The following is a 26,460-nucleotide window of genomic DNA, read 5'->3' on the forward strand; positions in this document are numbered from 1 at the left end:
TGCTATAAATTTATAAGCGATGAATAGGAATATAGTTAAAAATATCAGGAAAAGGTATTTTTTCATTGAGGTATTAAAAAAGTTGGTTTAATAAATGGCGCTTTATTATGTAATAATGTATATAGTTTTTAAAGATATAGTTTTCAGTATATAAATGCTAGTTATTAAGTACAATTCTTTTAGCTTCTCAAAAAATATACTGCACTAAAATAATCCATTTTTGTCTACTTAATGGATTTTATTCGAATTGGATCGATCTTTAAAGTCAAAAGGGCCTAATTTTCATTAGACCCTTTATCTTGACGTTTTGATGTACAGTAATTTTTTTATGTTTCTTATCGTTTCCTCTTTTTTGTTTCGTCATCCAAAAGTTTTGGGTGCATTTGGATTTTCTACTGTACTACGTCGATTTATTTTCTGCTTTATTAAAAGCAGGTTTGCTATAGTTTTCAATAATAAAACAACTGTCTCATAAAAAGGTTCATGAAAAAAAATTTTTTAATGCTTTTTATGTAATAATGGTTTTAGTTTATTTGTTTTTCGCAATTCTAAATCCGAGGTCGTCAATTTTAAATTTTGACGGATGACTTCTTCTACGTGTCGTTGCCATTACGCTCCTTTCTGTATCACAAAAACCGCCACCTCGGAAAATACGGTAGGACCCATATACCTTGGTATCGTATAGATCAGAGCACCATTCCCATACATTGCCCAACATATCGTAAAGCCCCCAAGGATTTGGTGCCTTTTGACCTACATTTTGAGTTTTATGCTCTGAATTGTCCTTATACCATGCAATAGATTCTAATTCGCCATATCTAACTCCTGTTGTTCCTGCTTTACAGGCATACTCCCATTCTGCTTCTGTTGGTAAACGAAATCCGGCTGCTGTTTCATCAGAGGTTATTTCTTCATTTTCAGCGTTAATTTTATAATATGGTTCTAATTTGTTTAGAGAAGAGAGCTTGTTGCAAAAAATCACAGCGTCTTTGAATGTTACGGTTTCAACAGGAAGGGAATTTCCGATATAAGTACTTGGGTTAGTATGGGTGACTTCAACATACAGTTCCTGCGTTACAGGAAATTTGAGAAGCAGAAATGGTTGAATGTTTACCGTCCACTTCTCTTTTGTTCTGTCATCGCGTAACGCAATCTGTCCACTTGGTATCTCCACCATCTGTTCCAAAAAAATTGATTTCATTGCCATGCTGCTTCAATTCAATTCGCCCATTTATTTTCTTATCGCTTCAGACATCGAACTTACAAAATTAATCTGTTTCCCGCTGTATGTATCAAAAATAGTATTTTTAGTATAAGCAGGACAACTTACTCAGAAGAATTGATTTCTTTAATTAATTTACCTTCGTTATTCAGGATTTTAAACAGAGGATTGCCCAGACTGTCAACCGATATGATGATACGTGGTTTTTCATCTGGACCATTAATGACTAAACCTGAATTTCCATTGTCAGTCATTAAATTAATTCTATTCGTATTTCCACCAATTTTACCAGAAAGATCCTTATCATTGATGACAATACCTGATTTATAGTGATTGTTTTTATTACTTTGCTGTGTTAAAATTCCAATTGCATCCGCATTGTCATAGTCAAAAGCTAAAGCGTAAGTATTGGTTTCCGGATTTTTTGAAATCGCTAATCCGCCGCATTCATCTCCTTTTTCATTATAAAATATGATACCTGCAGGATTTAATGCGCGTTTGTATTTTTTTCCGAATAAAATCGGAGGCTCCATCCTTTCTTGGTTGGAAATAATCATCCTATTTACACCTTTATCATCAACGATATTGATCCGTTTGACTGTAATCTCATCAAACTTTTGATGTAATTTATTGAACGAGTAAAAAAGCATTAGAAAAGCAACCGTTACTATTCCTGCATAAAATCCGACGATTAACTGAGTTGTTTTTTTCATCTTAAATTGAATTTCGTTTTTGTTTATTTTTAGTTATCCTTAATAATTGATCTATTTTCCAGCTTAGGCTGTGTGCACAACATGGAGGCCGACAAAACAAAGAACGAAAATTGCAGTAGTGTAAAATTGTAAAATATCATTTTTTATAGCTGACAGGTTAGAATAAGCGTAGGGAACACCATGTCGAGTTCGTAAGGGAGAGGGGGCATATCCATTTTAATGGAACAGTACGGAAAGTGGAGTGGATACCAATCAAGATTTATTAATCTTGATGAAGTAAAGTACGGATTAAAAATTATAAAAAGGATGATGGTTTTTTGCCCGTGATTGCTTTAAAATCTTTTATAAAGTGAGACTGGTCATAGTATCCTGCATTTAACCCGATTGCAGTTAAAGTCGTTTTCTTGTGATCATTTTCGAATAAATTTCTAAATCTCACAATGTTTGAAAACTGTTTTGGTGAAGTGCCAACTTGTTTTCTGAATTTTTTTTCAAATGAGTCTCTACTAATCTGCAGTTGACCTAATAGTTTTTTGATCGGAATAGAACCTTGGGAGTCAATAATTTCACGGATCGCTTCTTTAATAATGCCATCCGTATGGGCACACAATAATTCCACAAGCAGAAACCTTTCTATATTTTCGACCATCAGTTCGTATTCATTTTTTTTAGAGAAAATTTTATTTAAGCAGGAAATTTGATGCCGGTTAAAAAAATTATCAAATGGTATAAATGTCTCAAAAAACTCATTTATGGGGGTATTAATCAATGCGGATGCCATCCCGGGATGAAAGATAATGACAAATAAAGTGGTGCACTTTGAGAATTCAAAATGGAGTGAAGTGCGGGCGATCCCAAAAGCGAAAGCTTTGGGTAAACTGATCACCTCCTGATTTTTTTGCTTCAATGTGACTGCACCATTCAAAATATAGTTCAATGATACTGATGTGCTGGGAAGCGTTTCTAAATTTACTAAATCAGGAGTTTCCACTATCATAAACTCTTTGACATATTCTTGAAGAAATGGGTCTGGAGTAAATCTATATTCCTTTATTTTATTAAAGTGCTCTTGTTCAAAAAAAGCTATATTTTTCTTTCCCATTTTAAGTATAGTTATGCATTTAATCCATTTGTTTTATCTACATGAATGTTTTTTGTTTTGATCCAAATTCAACAATTATCTTAAATAATCAAAGTGTTATTTTATAAATAGGTCTGATTTTTTTGGGTTTAAATTATTTATATATTAACTTTAGGTACAGATTGTCGATATAATGTTTGACGGAAAATGATTGTAGACATCATTGAAAAGCAGTGTTTTTAGCAGGAATCGGTGCATTAGTAGTTGCGCAGTAAACTTAATAAATATTTGAAATATGAAAAAGGAAATCAATACGAGAGCGGTGATCATCCGTGCTTTCTTTATCTTTGTGGTATTTATGTTAGTAGGTGGTTATCTCGCATATATCGGTGTATAGAAGGTCCTCATCATCGTAATTAAATCATTGCTAAAGACTATGCGCGATCCGATCGTGTTTATTAGAATGATATTCTTTTAGAAATTGACTATTGGAAAAGAGCGAATTCTTCTTCATCTCTTATTTTGATGAGTTGTCGAATGCAGAAGTATTATAGCATTCCTCTTAAGGTAGCCTCTCTATCAAACTTAGAACAACTGTATCGCTACAAAATAAAGTGCAGTGATCACCGCTGTTTGAACGATCACTTTTAGATATTTATTCTTTTGCGTGCTATTAGTTCTTAGGATATCCAAATTGTTTAGAAATGCTACGAGTGCAATTGCGATGAAGATCCTTTTACCGTTAAAAATAAAAACCAAACAGAAGGGTAGTAGTGCAATAGCAAAATCGTACAACTTCAGTTTTTCTACTATGTTGTGCTGGTTCTGATCGATTTCTAGCGCTTGGACAATACTCGGAAAGTCTTTTTTGGGATAAGCCTTTAAAATTTCTCCTGATTTAGTCGGAATTAAAAAAGGTTTTCCTTTTTCCGTTGATCGCTCCATGGGTACATCGTCTTTGTATAACGATTGTTCACCAAACCAAGTTGAATATTTCATTTCAAAGATTGACTCCGGAAAGTTCGGTAATGTAAATTGGTATTTCATATTTAGTTATAATCAGTTTTGCTTCATGCTATATGTATAAATCACATTGTCCGAGTTATTTTCATCAATCACATCATGCAATAGGATAAATCCATTCTTTTCTAGGAGTTGACGGGACTTTATATTATTTCGAACTGTCTTTGCCTCGATATGGTTGAGCTTAAAGTAGAAATAGCATAGTTTAGGACCAGCTGTATTGTGCTACTCATCAAACCTTTGCCCTGAAATTCAAGTAGCAGTGCATAGCCCAGCTCTGCGGATTTTTTTTCAATATTGATCCTCCATATTGTAATTGTACCTGCAAATTGTTGAGTATCTCTCATGTTGATCGTAAAATAATGAGTTGTATCCATCCGCTTTTTGATAAATAATTGAATCTCTTCGAGGGATTGGTTTAGATCTCGTTTCATAAATTTATTGACCTCGGGGTCTGTGCGTAGTTTATGGATATTGATCGTATCAGTAATGTCTATATATTTCAATAAGACATTGTTCAATAGCATGTGATGACTGATATCCTTAACTTTTGTCCCTACACTTTTGTCATTCATATTTTTTAAAGTTTAGATCACGGTTATTTTCTCTTTTCGGACTTCTTTTTCATGACAAATACAATTCCAGATGTACCGCCATCACCAGAAGTTACAGTGGTGTAATCTAATGTTTCAACCAATTCAAAATCATTATCAACCATATGATTAAGAATGGCGGCATATGACGTTTTATTCGTTAGAAACTCTGAATATTCTTTACCAGCTTTAAGCTGTTCTTCAGTTTCACCAAGATCAACATTGACCTTAAGTTTTTTTGATAGAAATTTTCCTTTAATTACAATATATGCATAAGTATATTGTTGATGTTGAGCAGGATTTTCAGTAGCAGTTTTTGTTTCTACAACCTCTTGTCCAAAGATGATCGTAGTGATGGACAATAAGAAGACAAGTAATGTTAGTTTTTTCATATATATCATGTTCTATAATCTGTTTTTGCTAAATCTCAATTAATTTCTGCATTTTTTGTTCTATTTCTTTTATAAATAATTCGTCGGATCCTTCCCATCTATTCAGAATTTCTCCCTTTTCATTTATCAGTAATCTTAGCGGAACAGAAAAGACGAGGAGTTCACGTCTGATATTTTGTAGATTACCTGACTTATAAGAAAGGTGTTTCCAAACGCCTATTTTGTCTTCAGAAATAGCCTTCTTCCACTTGACAAGATCCTCATCAATGGATATGGATAATACTTCAAATTTATCTTTATATTTTTCTCTTAATGCTAATAGTTGTGGATGTTCTTCTCGACAAGGAATACACCAGCTCGCCCAAAAATCAATTAACAGGATCTTATCCTTAGCCAGTTGGTAAACATGAATGATATCGCTGTTAATATCAGGTGCAGTGTAATTTTTGACACTATTTTGAATGTGATAGTCATCTAAAATGGTGATAAATTGTTTTATAGATTTATAATTAGTGTTGCTGTTTAAAATTTTATTATTTGAATTAAATAATGGTTTAAACTCTTTGTAACGTTCCCTTCCATATTTTCTCTTTATTAAAATCTCTAGGCTCTCTAATGCTGCTAATGAAAAAGGGTATTTTTTATAATAGGCTAATGTAGCGGTTATTCTCAAATTTTCGAGTGAGTCCATTTTGTTTGCTAAAAAATGGATAATAGAACCTGTATACACTTTTGTTTTCTGAAAATGAGATAGCTGTTGATTTGTAAGCGCAATCTCTTTTCTAAGATCAAGGAATAGTTCATTATATCGGATATGATCTAATTGTGCATTGGATGGATTTTTCACCTTTGAATCAGGAATATTCGTTGCCAAATAAAGATGGGTTACATGTTCGGAACTATAAAAATCGTAAGATGACTCATTTTTGTCATATCTGATGTTATATTTTTCATTAATGCTCTTAGGAATGATCTTTTCGAAGACTCCGTTTCTTAAATGTGTTGAATCTAGTTGCGATCCATTTTTTGTAAGAAAAGAAATAATGACTTTCCCTTCAGATATTTCGCTATTACCGGTTATTTGTACCGTCTGAGAAAAACTCGAGGAACAATCAATAAAAATTAATACAATTACAAAAAGATAAGTTGATAATAATAAGAGAAATTTATTTGTCATATGGAAGCTTCAATTAATTCGTATCTTTTTACTTAATCAATTCTTAATTTACATACAGCCCAGAAGATCAGTAATATGATGAAGTTAGCTTTTTTTAGTTAAACTCTCGAATTATGAATCTATTGTTACAGTTGTTATAGAAATTTTTAACAGCAGTAAAAAGCTTCTACGCTTAAGTGCCGGTGGGGTGTATTGTATGGGAGTGTTTTTATGTGAAATATCATCTTAATTTACCACAAGAGTCTCATTAAAACAAAAAGCCCAATCTTTCGACCGGGCTTTTTGCTGTAATGCAGAGCATGAATATCCGTTATATTTACTTTAGGGTGTCTGGCACTTGTGATAAACGGGCATACATTTCAGCAAGGGCAAATTGATTTAATAGCCATTTCTGATCAGAAGGTTTTGCATCTGCAGTCCACTCTGTTCCGAATAAGCCGTTTTTGTCTCGCATGGCTTTCCATGCATGTTCCAAATTGGAATGAAAAGCTTGGATGTATTGGCTGTTTTTATCTTGGTGGTAAAGCTCAATAAATCCTCTCAGCATAATGGCGATAAACCAATTGTCGCTTTTTTTAAGTACAGGATAGTTTGCAGTTTTATCCTTTCCATTTCCTGCGGGATAGAAGAAATAAGCCAATGCTGATTTTGCTGAGAGCTGCGCATCTTTCAGATATTTTTCTTCTTTGGTCAGCTTATACAGCAAGGCACCTGCTTGGATCATCTGTCCTGTATTGTAGGGATATTTCGTTTTCTGAATTTCCCCTTTCAGGTTGATGTTGTCCCAATATAAGTGATCGGCCGGATCCTCGAGATTTTTCATCGTCCACTTGTAAAGTGTAACGGCTTGCGTAAGATATTTTTTTTCTTGTGTTGCTTCATATAATTTAAGTAAATAAACGACCGCTGGAGCATTGGAACAGGTGTTTTTAGATTCTTTTCGTTGTTCGCACCAATAGATACCACCACCGAGCTTGTCATCCATACCACTTTCTACAAAAGTCCAGATTTCCTTTGACTTTGCTAAATATGCAGGATTTTTACTTTGCAAATAGAGGTCAGCAAAGTCAATACCCAGCCAGATATTGTCGTCATAAAAGCGGTCTGATGTCGGCGCACTATTTACATAGGAGGCGTAGGCTGCAGGTTGACGTTTATCATAGTAATTTTCAAGTCCCGGAAGCACCTCTTGGTCTATATGCTTTTTGATCTCTGGATCATTTGATTTTTCAAGAAGTGCTGTGTAAGCGGATAAGCTTCCTGAAAATGGCCAAAGATAGGAGTAGGGGTTTGATTTCTTGCTGTTATCTCCATCTCCAAGATAGCTCGCATTGTAAGTCTGGTCAAAAGGATAAACTTCGCGGAAAAGATGCTGGCCATCTGCTACACCATAAAGTTTTTCAATTATCTGCAGGCTTTTAACCGCTCGTTGATAAGCGGTATTTTCACTGGCTTGTTGTGCATAGAGCCCTGTTGTAATTAACAGGGCTATTGCTGTTCCAACGATTTGCTTGATCATATTCGTTATTTTTTAGTTGATTTTTCAAATGATGCCAGTCCTTCAAAAAGCATAGCAGCGCTGGACTGGCTCGTTAATTGTGTCTGTCCGAGTGGTTTTTGTGTCCATGATGGGCTGAAAAGTAGGATCCCCGTATCTTGCCCTTGCTGCCAGGCTACTTTTCCGTTGTTACGAATGAAGTTTTCAAATTTTGACCGAAAGGCTTCGTTAATACCATCTCTTTTCAAATATTCAATAAAGTAACGTACAAAGATCCCCTTAAACAGGGCTCCATCTCCATCTCCTTCATTGCGGAGGACATTATTACTGGCATCGATACATTTGGTCATCGTATAATTGGATGCTTTTTGTGCATCGTTCATATAAAGAGGATCTTTCGTAATATCAAAAAGTTCCACAGCTGTTCCTACAAATGTCCCTTGGTTATAGGTGAGGGCAGTCATATTGATGACGTCGGTTTCGCCATTGATATTGTCGTATACCGCACCTGTAGCCCTGTCAAAAAGGGTTTCTTTTTGCCAATCGTAGATGCGGATGGCCCAATCCAGGTACTGCTCATCTTTTGTGAGTTTATACAACCGGGCGGCAAGGATACTTGCAGGTCCGTTGGAACAGGCATTTTTTGAATAAAGCATATCCTTGCGCCAGGCTAATCCGCCGCCGGCATATTCGGTATTCCACGCTTTTAAGATATCATTCCAGAGGTGCAAAACTGCATCCATATACTTTTGCTCTTTTGTGATCTCAAAAAGGCGCAGCATGGTCAGTGCATTCCACTCCATATCATCATAGAAAACATTTTCAAACGTATTGCCATTTTTCTTTTTGACACCTTCAAACCACTTGGCGAAGTAGTCTTTATATTTGGGGTCCTGGGTACGGAGATAGGCATCGATGACCACATCCATGGCATGTGCATTGGGCCAGTACTGGAAACCTAGATCTGAGCCATCACTTCCATAGTTAAAATAGCCTTCGTTGTTCCAAAATTGGCTGATCAGTTCATCTGAAGTTTGTTGCGCCATCTGATCCCACGAGATATCCAGCTCGTCGTTGAACTGATATTCATCGTTGATCTTGCTGCAGCTGTTGAGGCTGAACAAGCTGAGGACGAGCAGTCCTATATACATTGATTTCATCATAATGCGTTAGTTGACGGTGACTTGATGGGTGTACTCTTTATCTCCTTGTAAAATGATGCTGACCGTTGTCGACTTGCCGTCCACTTCACTTGCAAATTTCCATTTATCATCCCATTGGGTAACTGCTTTAAGCAATTTAATATAATAGTATGCTGGATCACTGGCAGGTGTTGGACGGCTGTCGGTTGGATTTTTTGCCCCAAACTGCTCGATCACACTTTTATTGTTGGCCACGGTTTCCAACTGAAATTTGTAGCGTTCATCTTTTCCCCAGCCTTCTTGCTTGAAAGCAATGACCCCGGTACCTGACCAGATACCTTTGCCTTGGTAAGGAAGGTTGAACATAATTTTATTATCTGGCGAAAACCAAAGACCGATCGATTTGATTTCAGTAAAATTGATGGTCGCTACATTGAAATCTACCTGGATGCGGTATACCGCAGTTTTGGTAACTTCCATACTGAGATCTTCGGTTGCTTCTTTTAGTTTGACCTGGTTGTCTGAATAGAAGCGGCGTGCATCGTTATCTTTGCGATCTACAAAAACATATTTTTTACCAGCTTCCAATTTGGTGTAGATTTCAAATTCACCTGTGGCTGTCTGTTTAAAAGCAAGGGCAGCGGCGATGTCAGCTCCACCTTCGGAAGCTTCTCCTGTAGCATACAGCTCGTTTGGAATATCGGCAAATCCTTCGAGGCTTGAGATTTTGAGTTTACGTACTACGGGTGAAATAACACGGTTGATACCACGGGAAGTGACAATCGTCCATTGTACATCACCACTTTCTCCCGGATTGATTCCTGCAAGGGAAGCAACTGAATTGAGCACTTTATGGGTGATATAGGCATTGGTCGCATAGCCTTTATTGTTTGAGGTCAGTTTATAGAGCGGTTTTGAAAAATCTCCACCTACGACATCAAAGGCGATTTCATATTGTGGAGCCCCGCCGTCTTCGGTCAGTGCCGCTTCCCATTCAAAGAAGAGTGATGCCGAGGCTGCGCTTACCAGTTTAACGGCTTTATTGTCGAAAGGTTCAAATAAGTTGTCGACTGCTGTGACCTGTACATCTGTATACGCGATGTTGTCGGTTTTACAAGATCCTAAGGTGGCTATAACGGCGGCAAGCCAGATTAATATTGCTGTTTTTTTCATGATTTTATGCGATTAAATTAGTTTGCGTAACCCGGATTATTGGGTAACAAATTTTTGTTCAGATCCATTTGGGCACGTGGCACCGACCAGAGATAATCTCTGTTGTCATCAAACCTGCGGTTATCAAGGCGGATATAATCCGAGTTGCCATTGGCGAATTTTGCTCCGGTGACGGTACCGTCTAAGTAAGTTTTTCCAGCTTTCCAGCGTACGATATCGTAATAGCGTAAGCCTTCCAGTGCGAGCTCGCTTCGACGTTCATTACGAATCAGGGTAGTAAGTGCTGCCGCGCTTATTCCTGTAGGGAAATCGAGTGCTGATGCTGCTGTAAATTTGGCTCTATCGCGGATGGGGCGGATTGTACGGTTCCAGACGCTGGCATCCATCTTACCCAATTGATGCTGCGCCTCGGCATACATCAACAGGACATCGGCATAACGGAACATAATGATATTGAGGCCTGAGTTGTAATCCTGGGTTACGGATGGATCATAATATTTCTTGACATAATAACCTGTTGGGGAGGAATTTGCACTAGCATTTATATATACATCTGCTTTTTCGGTATCGTTGCTTCCTGTACCGGGTTTTGTATAGATGGTACGTATCGTTCCATTAAAGTCGGTCCATTGGCCACCATGGAAGACAATCGTTGCCGACATACGGGGATCGCGATTAACATAGGGATTGTTGTCCGAATAGGCAGCATCTTCTGTTATCGGAATACCCTTTGTGGTTAAGTAGTTATTGACTAAACTTTGAAGTGGCGCATAGGCATTGAGGCGAGCACCGGCAGATAGGGGGGCTGCATCGTAAAGTTTATTCCATTGTTTTTTACCCGGAACATAAGCATAATCTAAGATGACTTCTTGATTGTATTCATTGGCGGGCTGAAAAAGACCTTCATAGCTATTGAATAGGGCATAAGTGCCGTAGACACCCTGATTTTGCATCAGACTGTCGCAGTAATCAGCTGTCTTCTGCCAATTGCTCTCATATAGATATGCTCGTGCTTGAAAGGCCATTGCCGCACCTCTAGTGATTCGTCCGCGGTCACTTAAAGCCAATTCATTGCGATTTGGAAGCATCATGCTGATGGCGGAGAGCTCGTCATGGATAAAGGCAAGTATAGTTGCTTTAGGGGTTCTCTTGATTGTTTCTGATTCTGCCAAGGTAATATCGGAGGTGAAAAATGGTACGTCTCCGAAAAAGTTGACAAGACGAAAGTAAATGAAAGCGCGTATAAAACGGATTTCTGCTGATTTTCTTTTTTTCCAGGCTTCGTTGCCATCAGGGACACGATCCAAATTGGCCAAAAATACATGGCAGGTCTTTAATCCACCGTAGGCATCGGACCACTCCGAGGCGAAACGTGGCATGTTTGGATTAGCCAAACCATTTCGGATCAGCCGTTGGTCGGTTGCCGAACGTCCCTCGTAGATATTGTCACTGAGTGCTTCGTCATTCCACATTTTATCAGCAGAATACATTTGATTGTAAGCCATGTTAACCATCAGTTCAGCATTGGCTGCAGATTCCCAATAGGTGGCATCTGTAAATTCTTTTGTTAGGACGGGATCCATGCTGTTGCAAGAGCTTGTGAAAGCCACCACGAAACCAGTAATACCCATCATTTTTAAAATTTTGTTCATGTTCTTATTTTTAAAACTGAATATCTATTCCTAAACCGTAATATTTTAATGTCGGGTAGTTTCGTCCGCTGTTTGCTGCCCCTGACATGTTGCCATCAAATTCTGAAGATTCCGGATCGATCCAGGAGTTGAGACTCAGTGTCAGCAGATTTTGGGCGTTCACAAATATCCGTGCTTTTTGCAGATGCAGGCGGCTTGCGAAGTTCGATGACAAGGAATAGCCGATCTGCAGGTTTTTCAGTCTGGCATACTTACCGTTGAATAAGAAGATATCTGATTCCGTTTGGTAATTGTTCGTAGTCGATGCTGAGCCTGCGGCCGTGAGCCTTGGCCATGCTGCTCCCGTATTGGTCGGTGTCCAATAATCGAGCTGGTGCTGATAGATGGCATAGGAGTAGTTCTCGTGGAACGGCTCGACCAATTCGCCCCTTACCATCATATCCCTACTGCCCACACCTTGCCAGAACATGCTGAAATCGATGTTTTTGTAAGTGAGGTCGTATGTAAATCCAAAGGTGTAACGAGGAAAGGCATTGCCCAAGACAAATCGGTCTTTGGAATCTATGACACCATCATTATTGCGGTCAATATAGCGGACGTCACCAGGTTGCAAATCCGAAGCGGCAACGCCAACTGGTAATGCTGCGGTTTCAATTTCTTGTATATTTTTGAAATAGTTCTGAACTTTATAACCGTAATAGGAATTAAAAGGTAGTCCTTCGCGTACTATTTTTCGGATGCGGTCGGATTCGGAGAACTGCTCTTTTCCTTCAAAATAAGTCACCTCATTGTGTGAGTCTCCAATGTTTGCCATGAAATTATGATGGAATTCACCGGTTTTCGTTCTGTAGGACAGTACAAATTCCCATCCTTGATTTTTCATCTTTCCAATATTAGTCTTGGCAGGTCCCGTTCCAAATGTTGATGGAATCGTTGGAGTGATGAGGATATCACTTGTATTTTTATGGAAATAATCGAAGCTGGCGGTCAGACTGTTATGAAAGAATGAGGCATCTAATCCGATATTGAAATTATGCGTTTTTTCCCAGCGCAGGTCTTCATTGGCATAAGTAAACCCAGCTCCACTGACAGCTTCGTTGTTGAAGCCGTAACTGTTATTGACCGGTGTATAGCGGGTGAGGTACTGATAAGGAGGAATATCTTGATTTCCCAATATACCGTATGAAGAACGGAGTTTTAGATCACCGACACGTTCTTTATAGGATTCCATAAAACCCTCTTCCGAGATGCGCCAGCCGAGCGATAGCGATGGGAAGAAGCCCCAGCGGTTATGCTTGGCAAATTTGGAAGAGCCGTCGTAACGGAAAGAGGCTTCCATAAAATAACGTTGGGCATACGCATAGTTTAGTCTTCCGATGAGTGATGTAATGCTCGTCTCTTCGGTGCCTTCGGGTGTGGTTCTACTGGAAGGATCGATGATGGTTCCTGTGGTTGGTGTACCTAAGATCGGATCGGTGAACTGCAATTTGATTTCATTTTGCCGGCGGGTAAAAGACTCATTGGTAGCCCCGAAAAGACCTTTGAATTCATGATCGCCAAAGGTGCGGTTGTAATCCAATAACAATTGATAGTTGAGCATGGACACTTTTTCATTAAAGTCTTCGGTATTACGGGTTGAATTGACATATACCAAAGGTTTTTCTGCGTCCGCACTGGAATACAGCGGGACCTGAATCCGTCGGATGTAGCGGTGATCTGAAGTGAGTTCTGCACCGAAAACCCCGCGTAATTTCAAACCTTCCATGAGTTTCACATCCAACGCAATGTTGGCATTGAAATAATCATTGTCTTTCTTCTGGTATCCACCTTCTCTTAATTCGGCTAAGGGATTCTGATCGGTCAGCGCATTATTGATCAGGTAGCGACCATTGTCGGCCTGCATCCTATAATAATAGTAGGAGGGGATACGGGAGGAATTGATGATGGCATTGCCAGCTGTCGTGTTCAGTCCGTTATTTCTGGAATAGGCCAAAATACTACTTAATTTGAAGATTCCAAATTCATTGCTGAGGTTGGAACGTAGGTTGAAGCGTTCGATTCCATAGTCTTTGTTACCGACAAAATTGCTCCGTTGATTGAGATAGCCTCCAGAGAAAAGATAGGTCGAATGCTCACCACCACCAGAAATGGAGACATTATGATTTTGCTGCAGGGCAGTCTGCATGATCCGGTCATAATTCCATTCTTCCTCATCGCGATGGTTGTAGAGATCCATGATCTGATCGGGAGTGAATTCCGGGTCTGAACCAATATTTGTTAGGGCAAGATTTTTCAAGGTGGCATTTTGGTAGCCTGCAATAGGGGAAAAAAGGATTTTAGGATCTTGAATACCGGCCATCGCAGATAGAGTAACGCGTGGTGCCCGGTTCTTTACTCCCGATTTTGTTGTCACAAGCAATACTCCGTTTGCTGATCTGGAACCGTAAATGGCCGCTGAACCGGCATCCTTTAGTACAGATACGCTTTCTATATCTGCTGGATTGAGTTTGTTGAGTGCTCCGGATTCAGAGATCAGACCGTCGATGACAACCAGTGGGCCGTTACTGTTCATGGTGGAAATCCCCCTGATGTTGATGTTCATGGTGTTGTCATTGGGATCCATGCTTCGTTGCTGGATGTTGAGACTTGGAGAGGCACCCTGTAGCGCCTGGGTAACGTTGGCAACAGGTCTGTTTTCAATGGCTTTGGCATTGATCTGATCTACTGCCCCTACAACAGATCTACGGGTTGTAGTGCCGTAACCGACCACAATCACTTCGTCGAGCGATTGACTGTCTGCAGTCATCTGAACGCTGATGACATTGCTTTCGATGCGCATTTCAACATTTTGGTAGCCTATGTAGGTGACACGAATGCGGTCTCCAATTTTTCCAGGCACGGAAAAGCTTCCTTCTGGATTCGTTACCACTGTTGTGGTGGTTCCAAGCAAAAGTACGGTAGCTCCCTGAATAGGCTTGCCGTTTTCATCGATGACTTTCCCCTGCACAGCTTGCTGGGCAGCCGTCCATTTGAGGAAAGTAGGTTTCGATATTGCTATATAAGGGGCATGCCCAAATAGCAGTATACCTGAAACCAGGAATAATTTTGACTTTTTAATCATAGTGAATAAAAGTTTATATGTTGGTTATTTTAGCTAGATTGCTAAACCGTGTTTGCTGTATAACTAAACCGGTTTAACAAATTTAAATATATTATTGAAATAACCTATTATTTTGAATATTTTTTTTGAAAAACGTATTTCGATAAAGAGTAAAAGGATATCGATCTACATGTACAGGCGAAAAAGACCGAAAAAATTGATAATAAAAAAGGGGCAACATGTATGTTGCCCCTTTTTCTGTTTATGGGTATGTTAGTTCGTATTCTGATCAATACCTTCTAGGGTTTTGCCTTTTGTTTCAGGAAGGAATAGGATGAAAATAAAGGATAGAACTACCATTATTCCATAAAAGAGAAAAATATAGAATCCGCCATTTTCTCCTCCTTCTACGATAACAGGAAATATCCAGGAAATGATAGCGGCAAATATCCAATGTGTCGTGCTTCCGAGTGAAGAACCTTTGGCGCGTATTTCATTAGGAAATATTTCTGCAAGAAATACCCAGATTACAGCGCCTTGCGATAGTGCAAATGCTCCAATAAAGCCAATGATATAAAACAAGAGATAGGTGGAATGGCCTGATTTGAGACCGAAAGCGGTAAGCATTAGGAATATAAACATGCCCACTGCTCCTGTCAAGAGTAATTTTTTTCTACCAAATTTGTCAATGATACTCATGCCTAGAAAGGTGAATACCACATTGGTGCCTCCAATAAAGATCGGTTGGAGGTAACTGAGCTGTGCTTCAAAACCTGCGATTTCAAAGATGCGGGGAGCGTAATACAGGATCGCGTTGATACCGGTCATCTGATTAAAAAATGCGAGAAGTACGGCAAAAGCAATCGGTTTATAATACTTCTTCTGCCATAGAGAAGGTGAATTACGGGTATTTTCGGTCTGCTGCGTTTGTGTCAGAGCCGGTTGTCCCAGTGTATGGAATACGGCATTTGCTTCATCGATATTGCGATGTAAAGCGAGCCAACGTGGGCTTTCTGGAATTTTTTTCAGGAGTACGTAAAAGATTCCGGCAGGTAAAGCCATGATGGCAAGCATATACCGCCAAGCATGATCCCCGGTATCTGCAAAAAGAAAATTGGTACAATAAGCCACAAGTATCCCACTTACGATCATAATCTGAAAGAGCCCTGTTAATTTACCTCGGTCTTTGGCCGGTGATATTTCGGAAATATAAACAGGTCCGACCACCGAACTGATACCAACGGCTAGGCCTCCTAGGAATCTAAAGAGTAGAAACAAGCTCCAAAAAGGGGAAGCACCACAGCCAACGGCCGAGAGCAGATATAAAAGTGCGATGGCGCTCAGGACGGGTTTTCGGCCGTAACGTTCTGAAAAACGGCCAGCGACAATAGCGCCCACGATGGTTCCGATTAGTGATATGGAAACTGTCAGTCCATGCCAGAAAGCATCGAGTTGCCACAGTTTTTGAATGATCTGTTCGGCACCTGAAATTACTGCAGTTTCAAAACCGAATAAAAAGCCGCCTAGGGCAGCTATTAATGAAAACTTCCAAACATTTTTCATAAGCTAAGTGAGGTTGCTAATCCTAAAAATAAATTCCAGCTATTAAATGAGGCAACATATATGGGCATGTTGATTTCTTTTTGAACGGCCGGGAGAAAAAGGTGATGCGATTTGGCAATGCTTCCCCCTAAAATCAACCCTTCTGGTTTAAGCGTAAGGATGTGGAGTTTGATAAAATCGACTAAGGCTTCTGCAAGAAATGAAAAGGCTGCTGTCCGTTCCTGAATCAATTTTTCGTTGTCGACCAGCGCTTTGATATGCGCTATTCCATCTGTTCCATTTTGCTTGAGATGCGAAAGTATACCTCTGGTGGAGATAAAATCTTCGGCTATACCTGTACGGAATGGTGCCGACCCATAATTTAGGTCGCTGACCTGTTTGTCGGTGTAAAAAGCCGATCCTAAACCTGTCCCAAGACTTAGACCTGCAATCCGTTTGTCTTGCAGGTTATGGTGATAAAGTTCGCCCAGTAGAAATGCTTTTGCATCGTTGATAAATTTGATATTTTCTCCATAGATACCATATTGTTTCATAAAATGAGATTTGATATCCATCTGCAATAGGGACTGATACTTATGCATGCCGTCCATCAGGCAGATCCCATTTTCATAATCAAAAGGTCCTGGAATAGAGACGATCATGGCATCAATTTTTTCATGTTCCCTGTTCCAGACCGATTGGATGATTTGGTCCCACTGCGCTAAAATAATATCACGGCTTGCTGCACTGTCCACATCACCTTGCATCTCTTTGATGGGAAAATATTGTTTTCCTTCTTTTTTAAGGGATGCTGCCGTCAGGTGTGAACCGCCGATATCGATACAGATTGTAATGTTATCTTTCATAGTGCAGTATTTGTTGAGCCATGAAAAGGAAGTAGGGATTGCCGATCATAAGGCAACAGGAGTTCTCCAAGTTTATTTGAGTAAGCATGATTTATAATGGTTGATTAAGAATAATTAGCAAAACCGGTTTTGCTATTTTTGTAAAACTAGAGAATTAAAATAAATTCTCCAATTTTTTTACAAAGAACTTTTTCGGATTTGTAATTCTGAAGGGATAATATCTTCTGCAATACACTTTTCTTTGGCCGTTAATTGGGTCATGAGCATGTGTACGATACTTTTTGCGATTTTTTCCAGAGGCTGGCGGATACAGGAAACTGGTGGTTGTACGAGTTCAAATATTTCGTGGTCATCGAAAGTGATGAAGGCTAATTGACGTTCGTTTTGAAGATTTTGAAGGGCTTTTATACCCATCACACAGAGGTAATTGGTACTAAAATAAAGCGCATCAAGATGCGCATTTTTGTCTAACCATTCGCGTATCTCTTTCCAACCATGTTCTTTTTTTTCGCTGAAACTGGTTAAACACACATGTGGCTTCAGGCTATGCTGATCGAGCGTGGTGAGGTAGGCCTGTAGTCTATCCTGCATTTGCGGTTGTTGCGAATTGATGGTGACCATTCCGATGTTCCGGTATCCCTGTTCTAAAAGATGTTGAATTGCCGTGCTGCTGGCTTCATAATTATTGGTGCCCACATAATTGGCGTCAATGCCCAAGATCTTTCGGTCGAACAGCACAATAGGTGTATTGCTGTCGACGATGCGTTTTACTTCTTTCTCGATATGGTCTGTGGGCGCCAGAATTAAGCCATCAACTTGCTTATCGATCATGGTCTGTATGATTTCAGCAGCAAGTTTATTATTGCCCATAGTACTGCTGTAAAGTACTTGATATTCGTACTTGCGTAAATATTCTTCAATGTACAAGGCTATTGGACCAAAGAATGAGTCACCGATGTTTTCAACGATGAGACCAATGGTCCGAGATTTGCCTGTTGCTAAGCTTTTCGCTAATGCATTTGGCTTGTAACCAATTTCTTCAATATAATCTAAAACACGTTTTGTGAGTACTTTACTGATCCTGCTTTTCTCTGCTTTTCCATTGATGACCAATGAAACGGTCGATTTGGATACGTTTAAATGTTTTGCAATTTCACTGATGGACATATGTACCAAATTTTATTGAAGCCAAAGTACATATTTTATATCATTTATTAAGAAATGGAAACAGGGAGTAAACTAAATTTAAAAATTATTATCATTTTCATTAGTCCTGAAAATTACTGTTTGGAAATTAGACTATATAATATTGAGTTGCCTATTTGAAGGTACAGTATTACTAGAAGCTTAACAGTAAAAACTTAAAAATGATGTTGTTTTTGAAAGAATAGGTTCTGCTTAATAGTAAAGTGGAGTTATTAAATGCAATTGAATCAGGTTTTTTTAGATTTTGGAAAAATTGTACAGAATCTATCTAATTAGCCGACGAAATAAATATAAGGTAATCCCACCAGATCTGTAGTAGTAAAAGCTCCAGTGGGATTGCGCTAAGTATTTAAGGATAAACTTATAGTTTTATCTGATCGGGATATGGAACCTGTGATCCATTACTTTTATATGTTGGTAATTGTGCGTTCCACCTTTTTAATTGTTCAGAGAGCAAGGTGCTCAGCGCTTTTGTCTTGCTCTTCATTTTCTCTGCTAGATTATTTTTTTCACCAATGTCTTTGCTCAGGTCGTATAATTCTACTTTACCATTTTTCATGTCGTAAAGTAGTTTATAATCACCTTGACGGATAGCTGAAAAGAAATTAATAGCTGGTCCATCGGGTACGGTCCACTTATTTGGTATATTCCAGATGAGCGATCTATTTTTCCAATTATCATTTTCATCGGCCCCTGTCAGTAATTCAACTAAACTTTGGCCATCTAATTTTCGTTGAATGACTTGGTATTTGTCAATTTTTGCTAGATCTAAAATTGTTGGAAATAAATCTTCAATGATCACTGGATTATGGTTGATCTTACGTTCGTGCTGTCCGACATTTTTAATCAATAGGGGCACACGTATGCCGCCTTCATAAAGCGAACCTTTGCCAGCTTTTAACGGAAGGTTTTGTGTATGGCTTGGTCCTGTGCGCATGGGTTGTAAACTCAGTCCACCATTGTCACTGATAAAAACAATGACTGTATTGTCATATACACCTTGATCTTTTAAGAACTTCACAATATCGCCTATACTTTTATCATATCCTTCCACCAAGGAAGAGTAGGCTGCTTCTGTCGAATCTAAACCCATTTCCAAATATTTTTGAACAAAGCGAGGATCGGGCTGTATAGGGACATGGACTGCATAATTAGAAAAATGTAAGAAAAATGGTTCCTTACGTCTGATCGGTTCCTTGATCGCTTTCAATGCCTCCTGTGTTAATGCTTCTGTTAAGAAAGTAGAAGTACCGTGGTATTCCATCAGGTCTGGAACAGCTTGGTAGCTTGCTTTCCCAGCGATATTTCCATAATTTTTTTCACCATAATAGTTCTGCGGATGTCCAGCTGCGTGGCCAGCGACATTGACCATAAAACCCAGATTTAGAGGGCTAGATCCAGGTGTGCCGGCGGCTCCCCAGTGCGCTTTTCCGATATGGATAGTATAATAGCCATGTTCTTTTAATATACTCGGAAAAGGAGTTGCATAAATGGTTTTTGGCACATCGGGAATTGGGCTTAGACCATTGATATTCCAATCTGGCGGTGTTAATAGCTCATCTGGATTGTCGGTTGCTGTGTTTGCCTTCGGATTCGTCCAGTTGGTAACCTTATGATGCGCGGCATTGAGGCCTGTTAAAAAACTCACACGCGATGGTGTACAGACTGGGGTAGCATAGGCATCTGTAAATTTGACGGCATCCTGTGCCAGAGCCTCAATGTGAGGGGTATGGAATAGTTTATTAATCGGGGTTTTCTCTTTATAAAAGGGTTCTGAAGTATCCTGCCACCCCAGATCATCGACAAAAAAGACCACAATATTGGGTTTTTCCTGTTGCTGGGCTTGTCCCATTTGGATGCACGTAATTAACAGTACGGCTAAGAATGCTGATTTATTTTTAAAAAGTGTCATAAGCATTGAAATTAATAATTTTTGGACTGCCAATAGCATGATCGATATGTAATTTGATCTCGGTACAATTCAAGCCGTGCTCAAGTGAAATGATACATTTTTGTCCGATTGATGTGCCCGTGAAAATAGTCTTCCAGCCTGTTTTCGTCTTGGCATCGATATGGAATGAACGGATACGTTGGCCGTAACTGAGATCTTCAGCTAAGATAAGCTGCTGTACCACTTGTAATTTTTCAAATTTGATTAATGATTTCTGTAAGCTTGTGTTTTTTATTGGAATCCCATATTGTCTTTTTATTTCATTCCCCAATTCCTGTAGTCTTAAGCGATCTGGGCCTGGTACTAATCCAGAGGTATCAGGAGTAACACCAAGGATCAATGTGGCATTGCGTCCCACAGATTTCCGGTAAATGTCCATCAAATCAGATAGAGGATAGATTGTTTTTTCATCACCTGGTTCCCAAAACCATTCATGTCTTCCGCCAGTGCCACGAAGTGGGGCATCTGCCATTGCTGGCATAAAATAAGAACCATCTGGATCTCCTGTTTTGAGAAGGGCATAACCATTTTTGTAAATGGCTTCAGGTGCACTTTCCCCTGCCCCTGTATATGGAAAGGGGAATGTTGACCAACAGGGGTAGTTGACGGCACCTGTCTCGGAACCGCCCCATCGTGCTTCGGCTAATTGGTCATTGTGATAGAATAAACTGTTCGGCTGATATTTTTTAACAATAGGCAACACATTGGGTGCTCCTTTATCTGGACTGCTAGCGCCACCGTCAAACCAGATTTCAAATAAAGGACCGTACCAGGTACAGATTTCTGTTACCATCTTTTCAACCATTTCGTTGTAATCTTGTTGACGTTTTACTTGAACTGCTCCTGTACCGATGGCCTTAAAATCGTGAATGCCGAGATAAGAATTCCATCGGATACCGAGATATACTCCCGGTTTAATATCGTGTTTTCTACAGGCTTTGATAAAATCTCCGACGAGATCCTCTTTTCCGTTTTTCCATCCTAGGGCACTTGTATTGTAGGGGTTGGCTTTGGATGGATAGAGGGCAAATCCCGTTTCATGGGTTGCTGTTATGATGGCAAATTTAGCTCCTGCTTCTTTTGCACTGATAACCCATTGTTCGACATCAAGATGTGCTGGTTTAAAAAGATGAATATTGGAAATCGGAGTAATTCTGTTATCTGCTTGATTGTAAGGTTTATTGTCAAACACATGGATGTCATAATGAAATACGACACCCAGCTCTGCCTGTTGCCAAGCCAATTGCTGGGCGTTAGGAATTGGAATTTCTTGTGCCACTACCTGCGCTATCGTGCTATTAAAATAACACAGTAGCACAAATTGACATATGCTCCTGATCAGTTTAGTAACCTTCATTTTGACTTAGATTTGGGTTAGCATCAATTTGTTGCAATGGAATCGGAAATAGGATCTGGTAATCTTTTGCTGCAAAACCACGGTCGCGCGCCGATTGAATAAATTTGTTATGTCTGATCAGATCTTCACGGCGTAAACCTTCTGAGAAAAATTCTCTACCTCTTTCGGCCAGTAAAAAGTCTCTCAAAGTTTCTTTGGATGGATAGTGGCTCAGTTGTATTAAACTTGCCTGAACTCGTCCTCGAACTTGATTGATGAGATCTATGCTTTCCTGATTTGGTCCATTTAGTTCGTTTAATGCTTCGGCCCGACTTAGTAAGACATCGGCGTAACGAATGTAAACAATATCATTACCCATATTTTCACCAACACCATTCGGATCTGGCCAATATTTGAAGCTACGGACATCATCCAAGTGCTTTCCGTTTTTGTCTTCAAGCAACTCGATGTTTTTGCCTGAAATATCTGTATAATTTCTGATGAGCAACTCACGTCGTTTATCTGTTGCTTCAAATGTTTTGTAAAAAGCACTATAGGTTCGGAACTGTGCACCAAAGTTTACCCAATTTGTCAGGATCGGATAATTGGGAGGAAAGGTATGGGCCATGTAGTTATTTTGATACCCGGATTGTGCAATACAAGGAGCTCTGAAGATATATTCCTTGTTGCCTTCACCTTCAATAGCAAACAGTCTCGTGTAGTTATTATATAATTCATATTGTTTGAGCTGGATGATTTCTTGCGTTGTTTCACTTACTTTATTCCAATTTTTTTCTTTTAGATATATTTTCATGAGATAGCCTAGCGCAGCACCTTTTGTTGCGCGACCTATTGGGCTTTCTACAAGCGGTAAATGCTGTTTAGCAAATTCGAGATCACTAACCATGTAGTTGACAAAAGTTTCTGCATTAGGTCTTTTTGTTGATTTCCCTATTTCTTCGATTTCTTGCGGTGTGGCATTTGGCGGTATATCAATCAAAGGTGTGGGACCAAAAAGATTGTATAAAAAGTAATAAGATGACGATCTGATAAACTTTGCTTCTGCTTGGATTTTGTTTCTTTTCTCTTGATCGAGTGTATTTAATTGGTCTGTTAAAACAATGACAGAATTTGAACTGGCGATCGCTTTATACATTTTATCCCAAAATGAGTTTAAAAAGCTATTGTTGACCGACCAGTTGAACTGAATAAAAGGAACGGCATCTTTTTCAAGTCCGCCACCTGTTTCAAAGGTGATATCAGTGTTGAATTCGTTCATCATATAGGTATAGTTTCGGTGATCATAACCAATGATCCGGGATTGGGCATAAGCTCCAGTTAAGAGGGCATCAATTCCGGATGCATCCGTTAGAAATTTATTGGGATCATATTCGGTGTATACTTCTTCATTCAGAAATGATTTGCAGCCTACACTTACAAAAGGAAGGCAAAGGAAAATGATATATTTTAGTTTAAATGTTGACATTGTGTAGCTTTTTTTAAAGTGTAAGATTGATTCCTAATCGTATGGTGCGGGCTAGGGGATAGCTGTTGTAGCTGACCTTGGAGACCGAACTTTTATCTGTAGCACTAGCGTCCGGGTCATAACCTTTGTAGCTTGTCCAGGTGGCTAAATTTTCCATTGCCAAAAAGATATTCAGACGGTTGATGGCCTTTCCTTTGTTGAAAACTTCGTAATTGAAGTTGAGGTTTTTTAACCTTAAGAAAGAAGCATCTCTAACGGTCATCGAGTTGATGATATAATCACCACCATAGGCAGTCGGGTTGACTCCGCTTGGATATTCATTCGTAGGGTTATCGGGTGTCCATCGGTTTAAATAATATTCTGCCAGTCGATTGCGGTATTCATTTGTTGGGTATAAGGTCTCCGTAATATTGGCATCGAGCATGCTGATACCGCCAACATATTGAAGCAGAAAATCCATAGACAGATTTTTGTAACGGAAATTATTGGATAGACTCAGATTGACCGTGGGGTAAGGCTTGCCTAAAACAGTCCGATCATTTAAATCAATTTTACCATCTTGGTTTTGATCTTTAAAACGGATGTGACCTGGCTTTGCATTAGGCTGTGCACCACTCTTGACCTCTTCTTCATTTTGAAAAATACCTTCTGTTTCGAAACCATAGAAAGATAACATCGGAATTCCTTTTTCGACAAGTTGGTAATTAGAGATAAAGCCAGCAATATTACCTGTGATTAGCTGTGGGATGAAATCCGGCAGTTCTTTAACTTCATTTTTTAGTAAAGCAAAATTAAAGAGACTGTTCCATTGCCATTGCTCGCGTACGATATTCTTACTGTTTAACTGAAAATCGATACCACGGTTTTCGACATTCCCAAAATTGACCATATAGCTACTAAACCCTACTACAGAAGAGATCGGTTTACTGAACAGCTGGTCTTTTGTGTTTCTTTTATAGGCATCAATGGAACCGGTGATCCTTCCGTTAAAGAATCCAAAATCAAGTCCGAGATTGATCTCTTCTGTCGATTCCCATTTTAAGTTTTTATTGGGCAATCTTGCAGGTACGACACCTTGGTATATGATGCCACCAAATACTGCACTGCCATTTGCTGTCAGCGTATTGATGGTGGCATAATTGGCAATTCCTTGATTACCGAGTTTTCCATAGCCCACCCGAAGTTTAAGATCATTGCCTTTCTCTTTCCAATTGTTTAGAAATTCTTCATCACTAAGTTTCCAGGCAAATGCACCGGAAGGAAATAGAGCAAACTTGTTTTCTTCAGAGAAACGTGATGTTCCATCCGAGCGTAATGAAGCGGTGATTAAATAGCGATTATTGAAGCTATAATTCAATCGTCCCAATACACCATTTAATCTATTTCTGCTTTTGGATGAATTGACATTATCGCTTTTGTCACCATCCCCACTTTGTAGCAGGTTGTATGAGGTGACATCCGATAAAAATCGCATTGAACTAGCACCCACTCCTTCACTTTGAAACTCTTCGAAAGTTGTTCCTGCAAGAAGGTTAAACTCGTGTAGACCAACTTTCTTTTGGTAATTCATCAAGAATTCACCAAGCCATTGGTAACCACTAACCGCATTTTTAGAACCTATTCCTCCGCTGCCAAGTCCATTGATGGTCGATCTATCGGTGTAACTGGAACTCATGCTGTTGGCTGTACTTCCACCGAGTCGGAGTGTTGTTGTAAAGCCTGTAAAAGGTTTAATTTCAGCACTCACTAAGCCATAGAAAGTATTGCTTAAGTTGTTATTCTCAATGCCATTAATTAGAGCAAGTGGATTATCTAACGCGATGAAGTTATTAAGATAGTATCGGTTGTTCTGATCTTTTCCTATAGGCAGTGTTGGATCAAATTGAATAGCCGAATTTAAAGGGCCAGCAGCTTCATTGACTCCTGTGGAGGTGTAGATGGCTTCTTGATTGCCTCTTGTGTAATTGGCATTGATATTGAATTTGACATAATCTTTGGGTTTAAATTCAAGATTAGTTCTAAAATTTAATTTATTATAACCTGAATTTTTGACCAATCCGTCTTGATTAAAATAGTTTAATGCCGTGTAAAATGTACTTCGTTCGGCACCTCCAGAAAAGCTAAGCTGATGGTTTTGAACAAGTGCATTTTTTTGAAATATTTCATTTTGCCAATTGGTTCCTTCACCTATGTTATTGATTTGTTCATCCGTAAAAATTGATGCTTTTCCTCCTTCGGTTCGTAAGGCATTCAATACTTCCATATATTGTTTTCCATTGAGTACATCTACTTTTTTAGCAACATTTTGAATTCCAACGTAACTATCATATTTAGTGATGGGTACACCTGATTTACCTTTTTTTGTGGTAATCAGTACAACACCGCTTGCTGCTCGAGTTCCGTATATTGCAGCAGAGGAGGCGTCTTTTAGGATATCAATTGATTCGATATCATCGGGGCTTAAACTACTGGGGTCAATACCTGGTAATCCATCTACAACAATGAGTGCATCATTGCTGCTATTGATCGATCCTGCTCCACGAACTTGAATTTTTGTGCCGGCTCCTGGAGCGGAATTCGTTTGACTAATGGTGACGCCAGGAGCTTTACCGTTCAGAAGCTGCAGGGCATTCGTGTTAGCACCTTGTGTGAAATCTTTAGCTTGTACAGCGGAGATAGCTCCTGTAAGATCCGATTTCTTTTGAACACCATAACCTATTACAACAACTTCATCAATGGTTTTTACCTCTTCAATCATTGTAATTTGTAGGGGGGATGATCCCTGATAAGAAATTCGTTGTTCTTGATACCCGATGAAATTAATACGGAGTTCTCCTGAAAGAGGTGCCTGATCAAACTGAAACTCTCCACGATCGTTGGTTGCTGTATGGATTGCGGTACCGATCAGTTGGACAGTAACGCCAGCCATGGGAGTTTTTGCACTGTTTGTTACAATCCCCTTTAGTGTTTGTTTTTGTAGGGATAGCGTTCTTGTCTGATTTTCCTTGTCAGCATCTTTTCGCTGTATCAATATATTATTACCTCGAATACTATAGGTTAATGTTTGTTTGGCCAACAGCATCTCCAATGCCTGAGTCCAAGGCTTATTATTGATGTATAAAGTTAACAGTTGATGTTCATTGACTTGACTGGAATTATAGAAGAAATCCTTTCCGCTTTGCTTTCTCAGCTTGGAGAGAATGGATTTAAAAGTTTCTTTTTTTGCATCTAAAGTCACATTTTGTCCGTAACTATTGGCACTGACTTGAACCGATGCTATAATAAGTAACAAAATGATCAGTTTCAT

19 protein-coding genes are annotated in these 26,460 nt (G+C 39.2%); all 19 read right to left on the reverse strand.

Annotated elements, in window-relative coordinates:
- Nucleotides 1–529: 529 nt before the first annotated feature.
- The 19 genes from EDF66_RS06690 to EDF66_RS06780 all read right to left on the reverse strand — a co-directional run bounded on the left by EDF66_RS06690 (nucleotide 530) and on the right by EDF66_RS06780 (nucleotide 26,460).
- The gene (locus EDF66_RS06690) at nucleotides 530–1,201 is read right to left on the reverse strand and encodes a formylglycine-generating enzyme family protein (RefSeq protein WP_243656003.1); all 672 of its coding nucleotides are present in this window, start codon (nucleotides 1,199–1,201) and stop codon (nucleotides 530–532) included.
- 125 nt (nucleotides 1,202–1,326) lie between these two features.
- Entirely contained in the window at nucleotides 1,327–1,935 is a 609-nt protein-coding gene (locus EDF66_RS06695) for a hypothetical protein (RefSeq protein WP_132841492.1), read from the reverse strand.
- 295 nt (nucleotides 1,936–2,230) lie between these two features.
- Nucleotides 2,231–3,037: an AraC family transcriptional regulator gene (locus tag EDF66_RS06700; protein ID WP_132841493.1), complete on the reverse strand. Its 807-nt coding sequence runs from the start codon at nucleotides 3,035–3,037 to the stop codon at nucleotides 2,231–2,233.
- A 564-nt stretch (nucleotides 3,038–3,601) separates the two neighbouring features.
- Nucleotides 3,602–4,063 carry a hypothetical protein gene (locus tag EDF66_RS06705; RefSeq protein WP_132841495.1) on the reverse strand — a complete coding sequence of 154 codons (462 nt, stop codon included), beginning with the start codon at nucleotides 4,061–4,063 and terminating at the stop codon, nucleotides 3,602–3,604.
- A 119-nt stretch (nucleotides 4,064–4,182) separates the two neighbouring features.
- Nucleotides 4,183–4,614 (reverse strand): GNAT family N-acetyltransferase, encoded by a 432-nt coding sequence (locus EDF66_RS06710; protein ID WP_132841497.1) that lies wholly within the window; start codon nucleotides 4,612–4,614, stop codon nucleotides 4,183–4,185.
- A gap of 23 nt (nucleotides 4,615–4,637) precedes the next feature.
- On the reverse strand, nucleotides 4,638–5,024 hold the full coding sequence (locus EDF66_RS06715; RefSeq protein ID WP_132841498.1) for a hypothetical protein: 387 nt from the start codon (nucleotides 5,022–5,024) through the stop codon (nucleotides 4,638–4,640).
- 28 nt (nucleotides 5,025–5,052) lie between these two features.
- Nucleotides 5,053–6,201: a TlpA family protein disulfide reductase gene (locus tag EDF66_RS06720; protein WP_132841500.1), complete on the reverse strand. Its 1,149-nt coding sequence runs from the start codon at nucleotides 6,199–6,201 to the stop codon at nucleotides 5,053–5,055.
- Between the two features lie 316 nt (nucleotides 6,202–6,517).
- Complete coding sequence (locus EDF66_RS06725) at nucleotides 6,518–7,720, reverse strand: glycoside hydrolase family 76 protein (RefSeq protein WP_132841502.1); 1,203 nt, start codon at nucleotides 7,718–7,720, stop codon at nucleotides 6,518–6,520.
- Nucleotides 7,721–7,725: 5 nt separating this feature from the next.
- On the reverse strand, nucleotides 7,726–8,862 hold the full coding sequence (locus EDF66_RS06730) for a glycoside hydrolase family 76 protein (protein WP_132841504.1): 1,137 nt from the start codon (nucleotides 8,860–8,862) through the stop codon (nucleotides 7,726–7,728).
- Nucleotides 8,863–8,868: 6 nt separating this feature from the next.
- The gene (locus EDF66_RS06735; protein ID WP_132841505.1) at nucleotides 8,869–10,014 is read right to left on the reverse strand and encodes a SusE domain-containing protein; all 1,146 of its coding nucleotides are present in this window, start codon (nucleotides 10,012–10,014) and stop codon (nucleotides 8,869–8,871) included.
- Between the two features lie 17 nt (nucleotides 10,015–10,031).
- The gene (locus EDF66_RS06740; protein WP_207898502.1) at nucleotides 10,032–11,597 is read right to left on the reverse strand and encodes a RagB/SusD family nutrient uptake outer membrane protein; all 1,566 of its coding nucleotides are present in this window, start codon (nucleotides 11,595–11,597) and stop codon (nucleotides 10,032–10,034) included.
- A gap of 79 nt (nucleotides 11,598–11,676) precedes the next feature.
- Entirely contained in the window at nucleotides 11,677–14,787 is a 3,111-nt protein-coding gene (locus tag EDF66_RS06745; RefSeq protein ID WP_132841507.1) for a SusC/RagA family TonB-linked outer membrane protein, read from the reverse strand.
- Nucleotides 14,788–15,039: 252 nt separating this feature from the next.
- Nucleotides 15,040–16,329, reverse strand: coding sequence for a sugar porter family MFS transporter (locus EDF66_RS06750; protein WP_132841509.1), 1,290 nt, complete (start codon nucleotides 16,327–16,329; stop codon nucleotides 15,040–15,042).
- On the reverse strand, nucleotides 16,326–17,174 hold the full coding sequence (locus EDF66_RS06755; RefSeq protein ID WP_132841511.1) for an ROK family protein: 849 nt from the start codon (nucleotides 17,172–17,174) through the stop codon (nucleotides 16,326–16,328). Before EDF66_RS06755 ends, EDF66_RS06750 begins: the two co-directional genes overlap by 4 nt.
- Nucleotides 17,175–17,351: 177 nt before the next feature.
- A complete protein-coding gene (locus tag EDF66_RS06760) occupies nucleotides 17,352–18,341 on the reverse strand; it encodes a LacI family DNA-binding transcriptional regulator (RefSeq protein WP_132841512.1) in 990 nt (329 codons plus the stop codon).
- A 400-nt stretch (nucleotides 18,342–18,741) separates the two neighbouring features.
- On the reverse strand, nucleotides 18,742–20,292 hold the full coding sequence (locus tag EDF66_RS06765; RefSeq protein ID WP_132841514.1) for a sulfatase: 1,551 nt from the start codon (nucleotides 20,290–20,292) through the stop codon (nucleotides 18,742–18,744).
- Entirely contained in the window at nucleotides 20,279–21,688 is a 1,410-nt protein-coding gene (locus EDF66_RS06770; RefSeq protein WP_132841516.1) for an alpha-L-fucosidase, read from the reverse strand. The genes EDF66_RS06765 and EDF66_RS06770 overlap by 14 nt, the downstream gene beginning before the upstream one ends.
- Complete coding sequence (locus EDF66_RS06775; RefSeq protein ID WP_132841517.1) at nucleotides 21,675–23,153, reverse strand: RagB/SusD family nutrient uptake outer membrane protein; 1,479 nt, start codon at nucleotides 23,151–23,153, stop codon at nucleotides 21,675–21,677. The genes EDF66_RS06770 and EDF66_RS06775 overlap by 14 nt, the downstream gene beginning before the upstream one ends.
- A 13-nt stretch (nucleotides 23,154–23,166) precedes the next feature.
- Nucleotides 23,167–26,460 carry a TonB-dependent receptor gene (locus EDF66_RS06780; RefSeq protein WP_165902394.1) on the reverse strand — a complete coding sequence of 1,098 codons (3,294 nt, stop codon included), beginning with the start codon at nucleotides 26,458–26,460 and terminating at the stop codon, nucleotides 23,167–23,169.

The sequence above is a fragment of the Sphingobacterium sp. JUb20 genome (assembly GCF_004342035.1).
GTDB classification, from domain to species: Bacteria; Bacteroidota; Bacteroidia; order Sphingobacteriales; family Sphingobacteriaceae; genus Sphingobacterium; species Sphingobacterium anhuiense.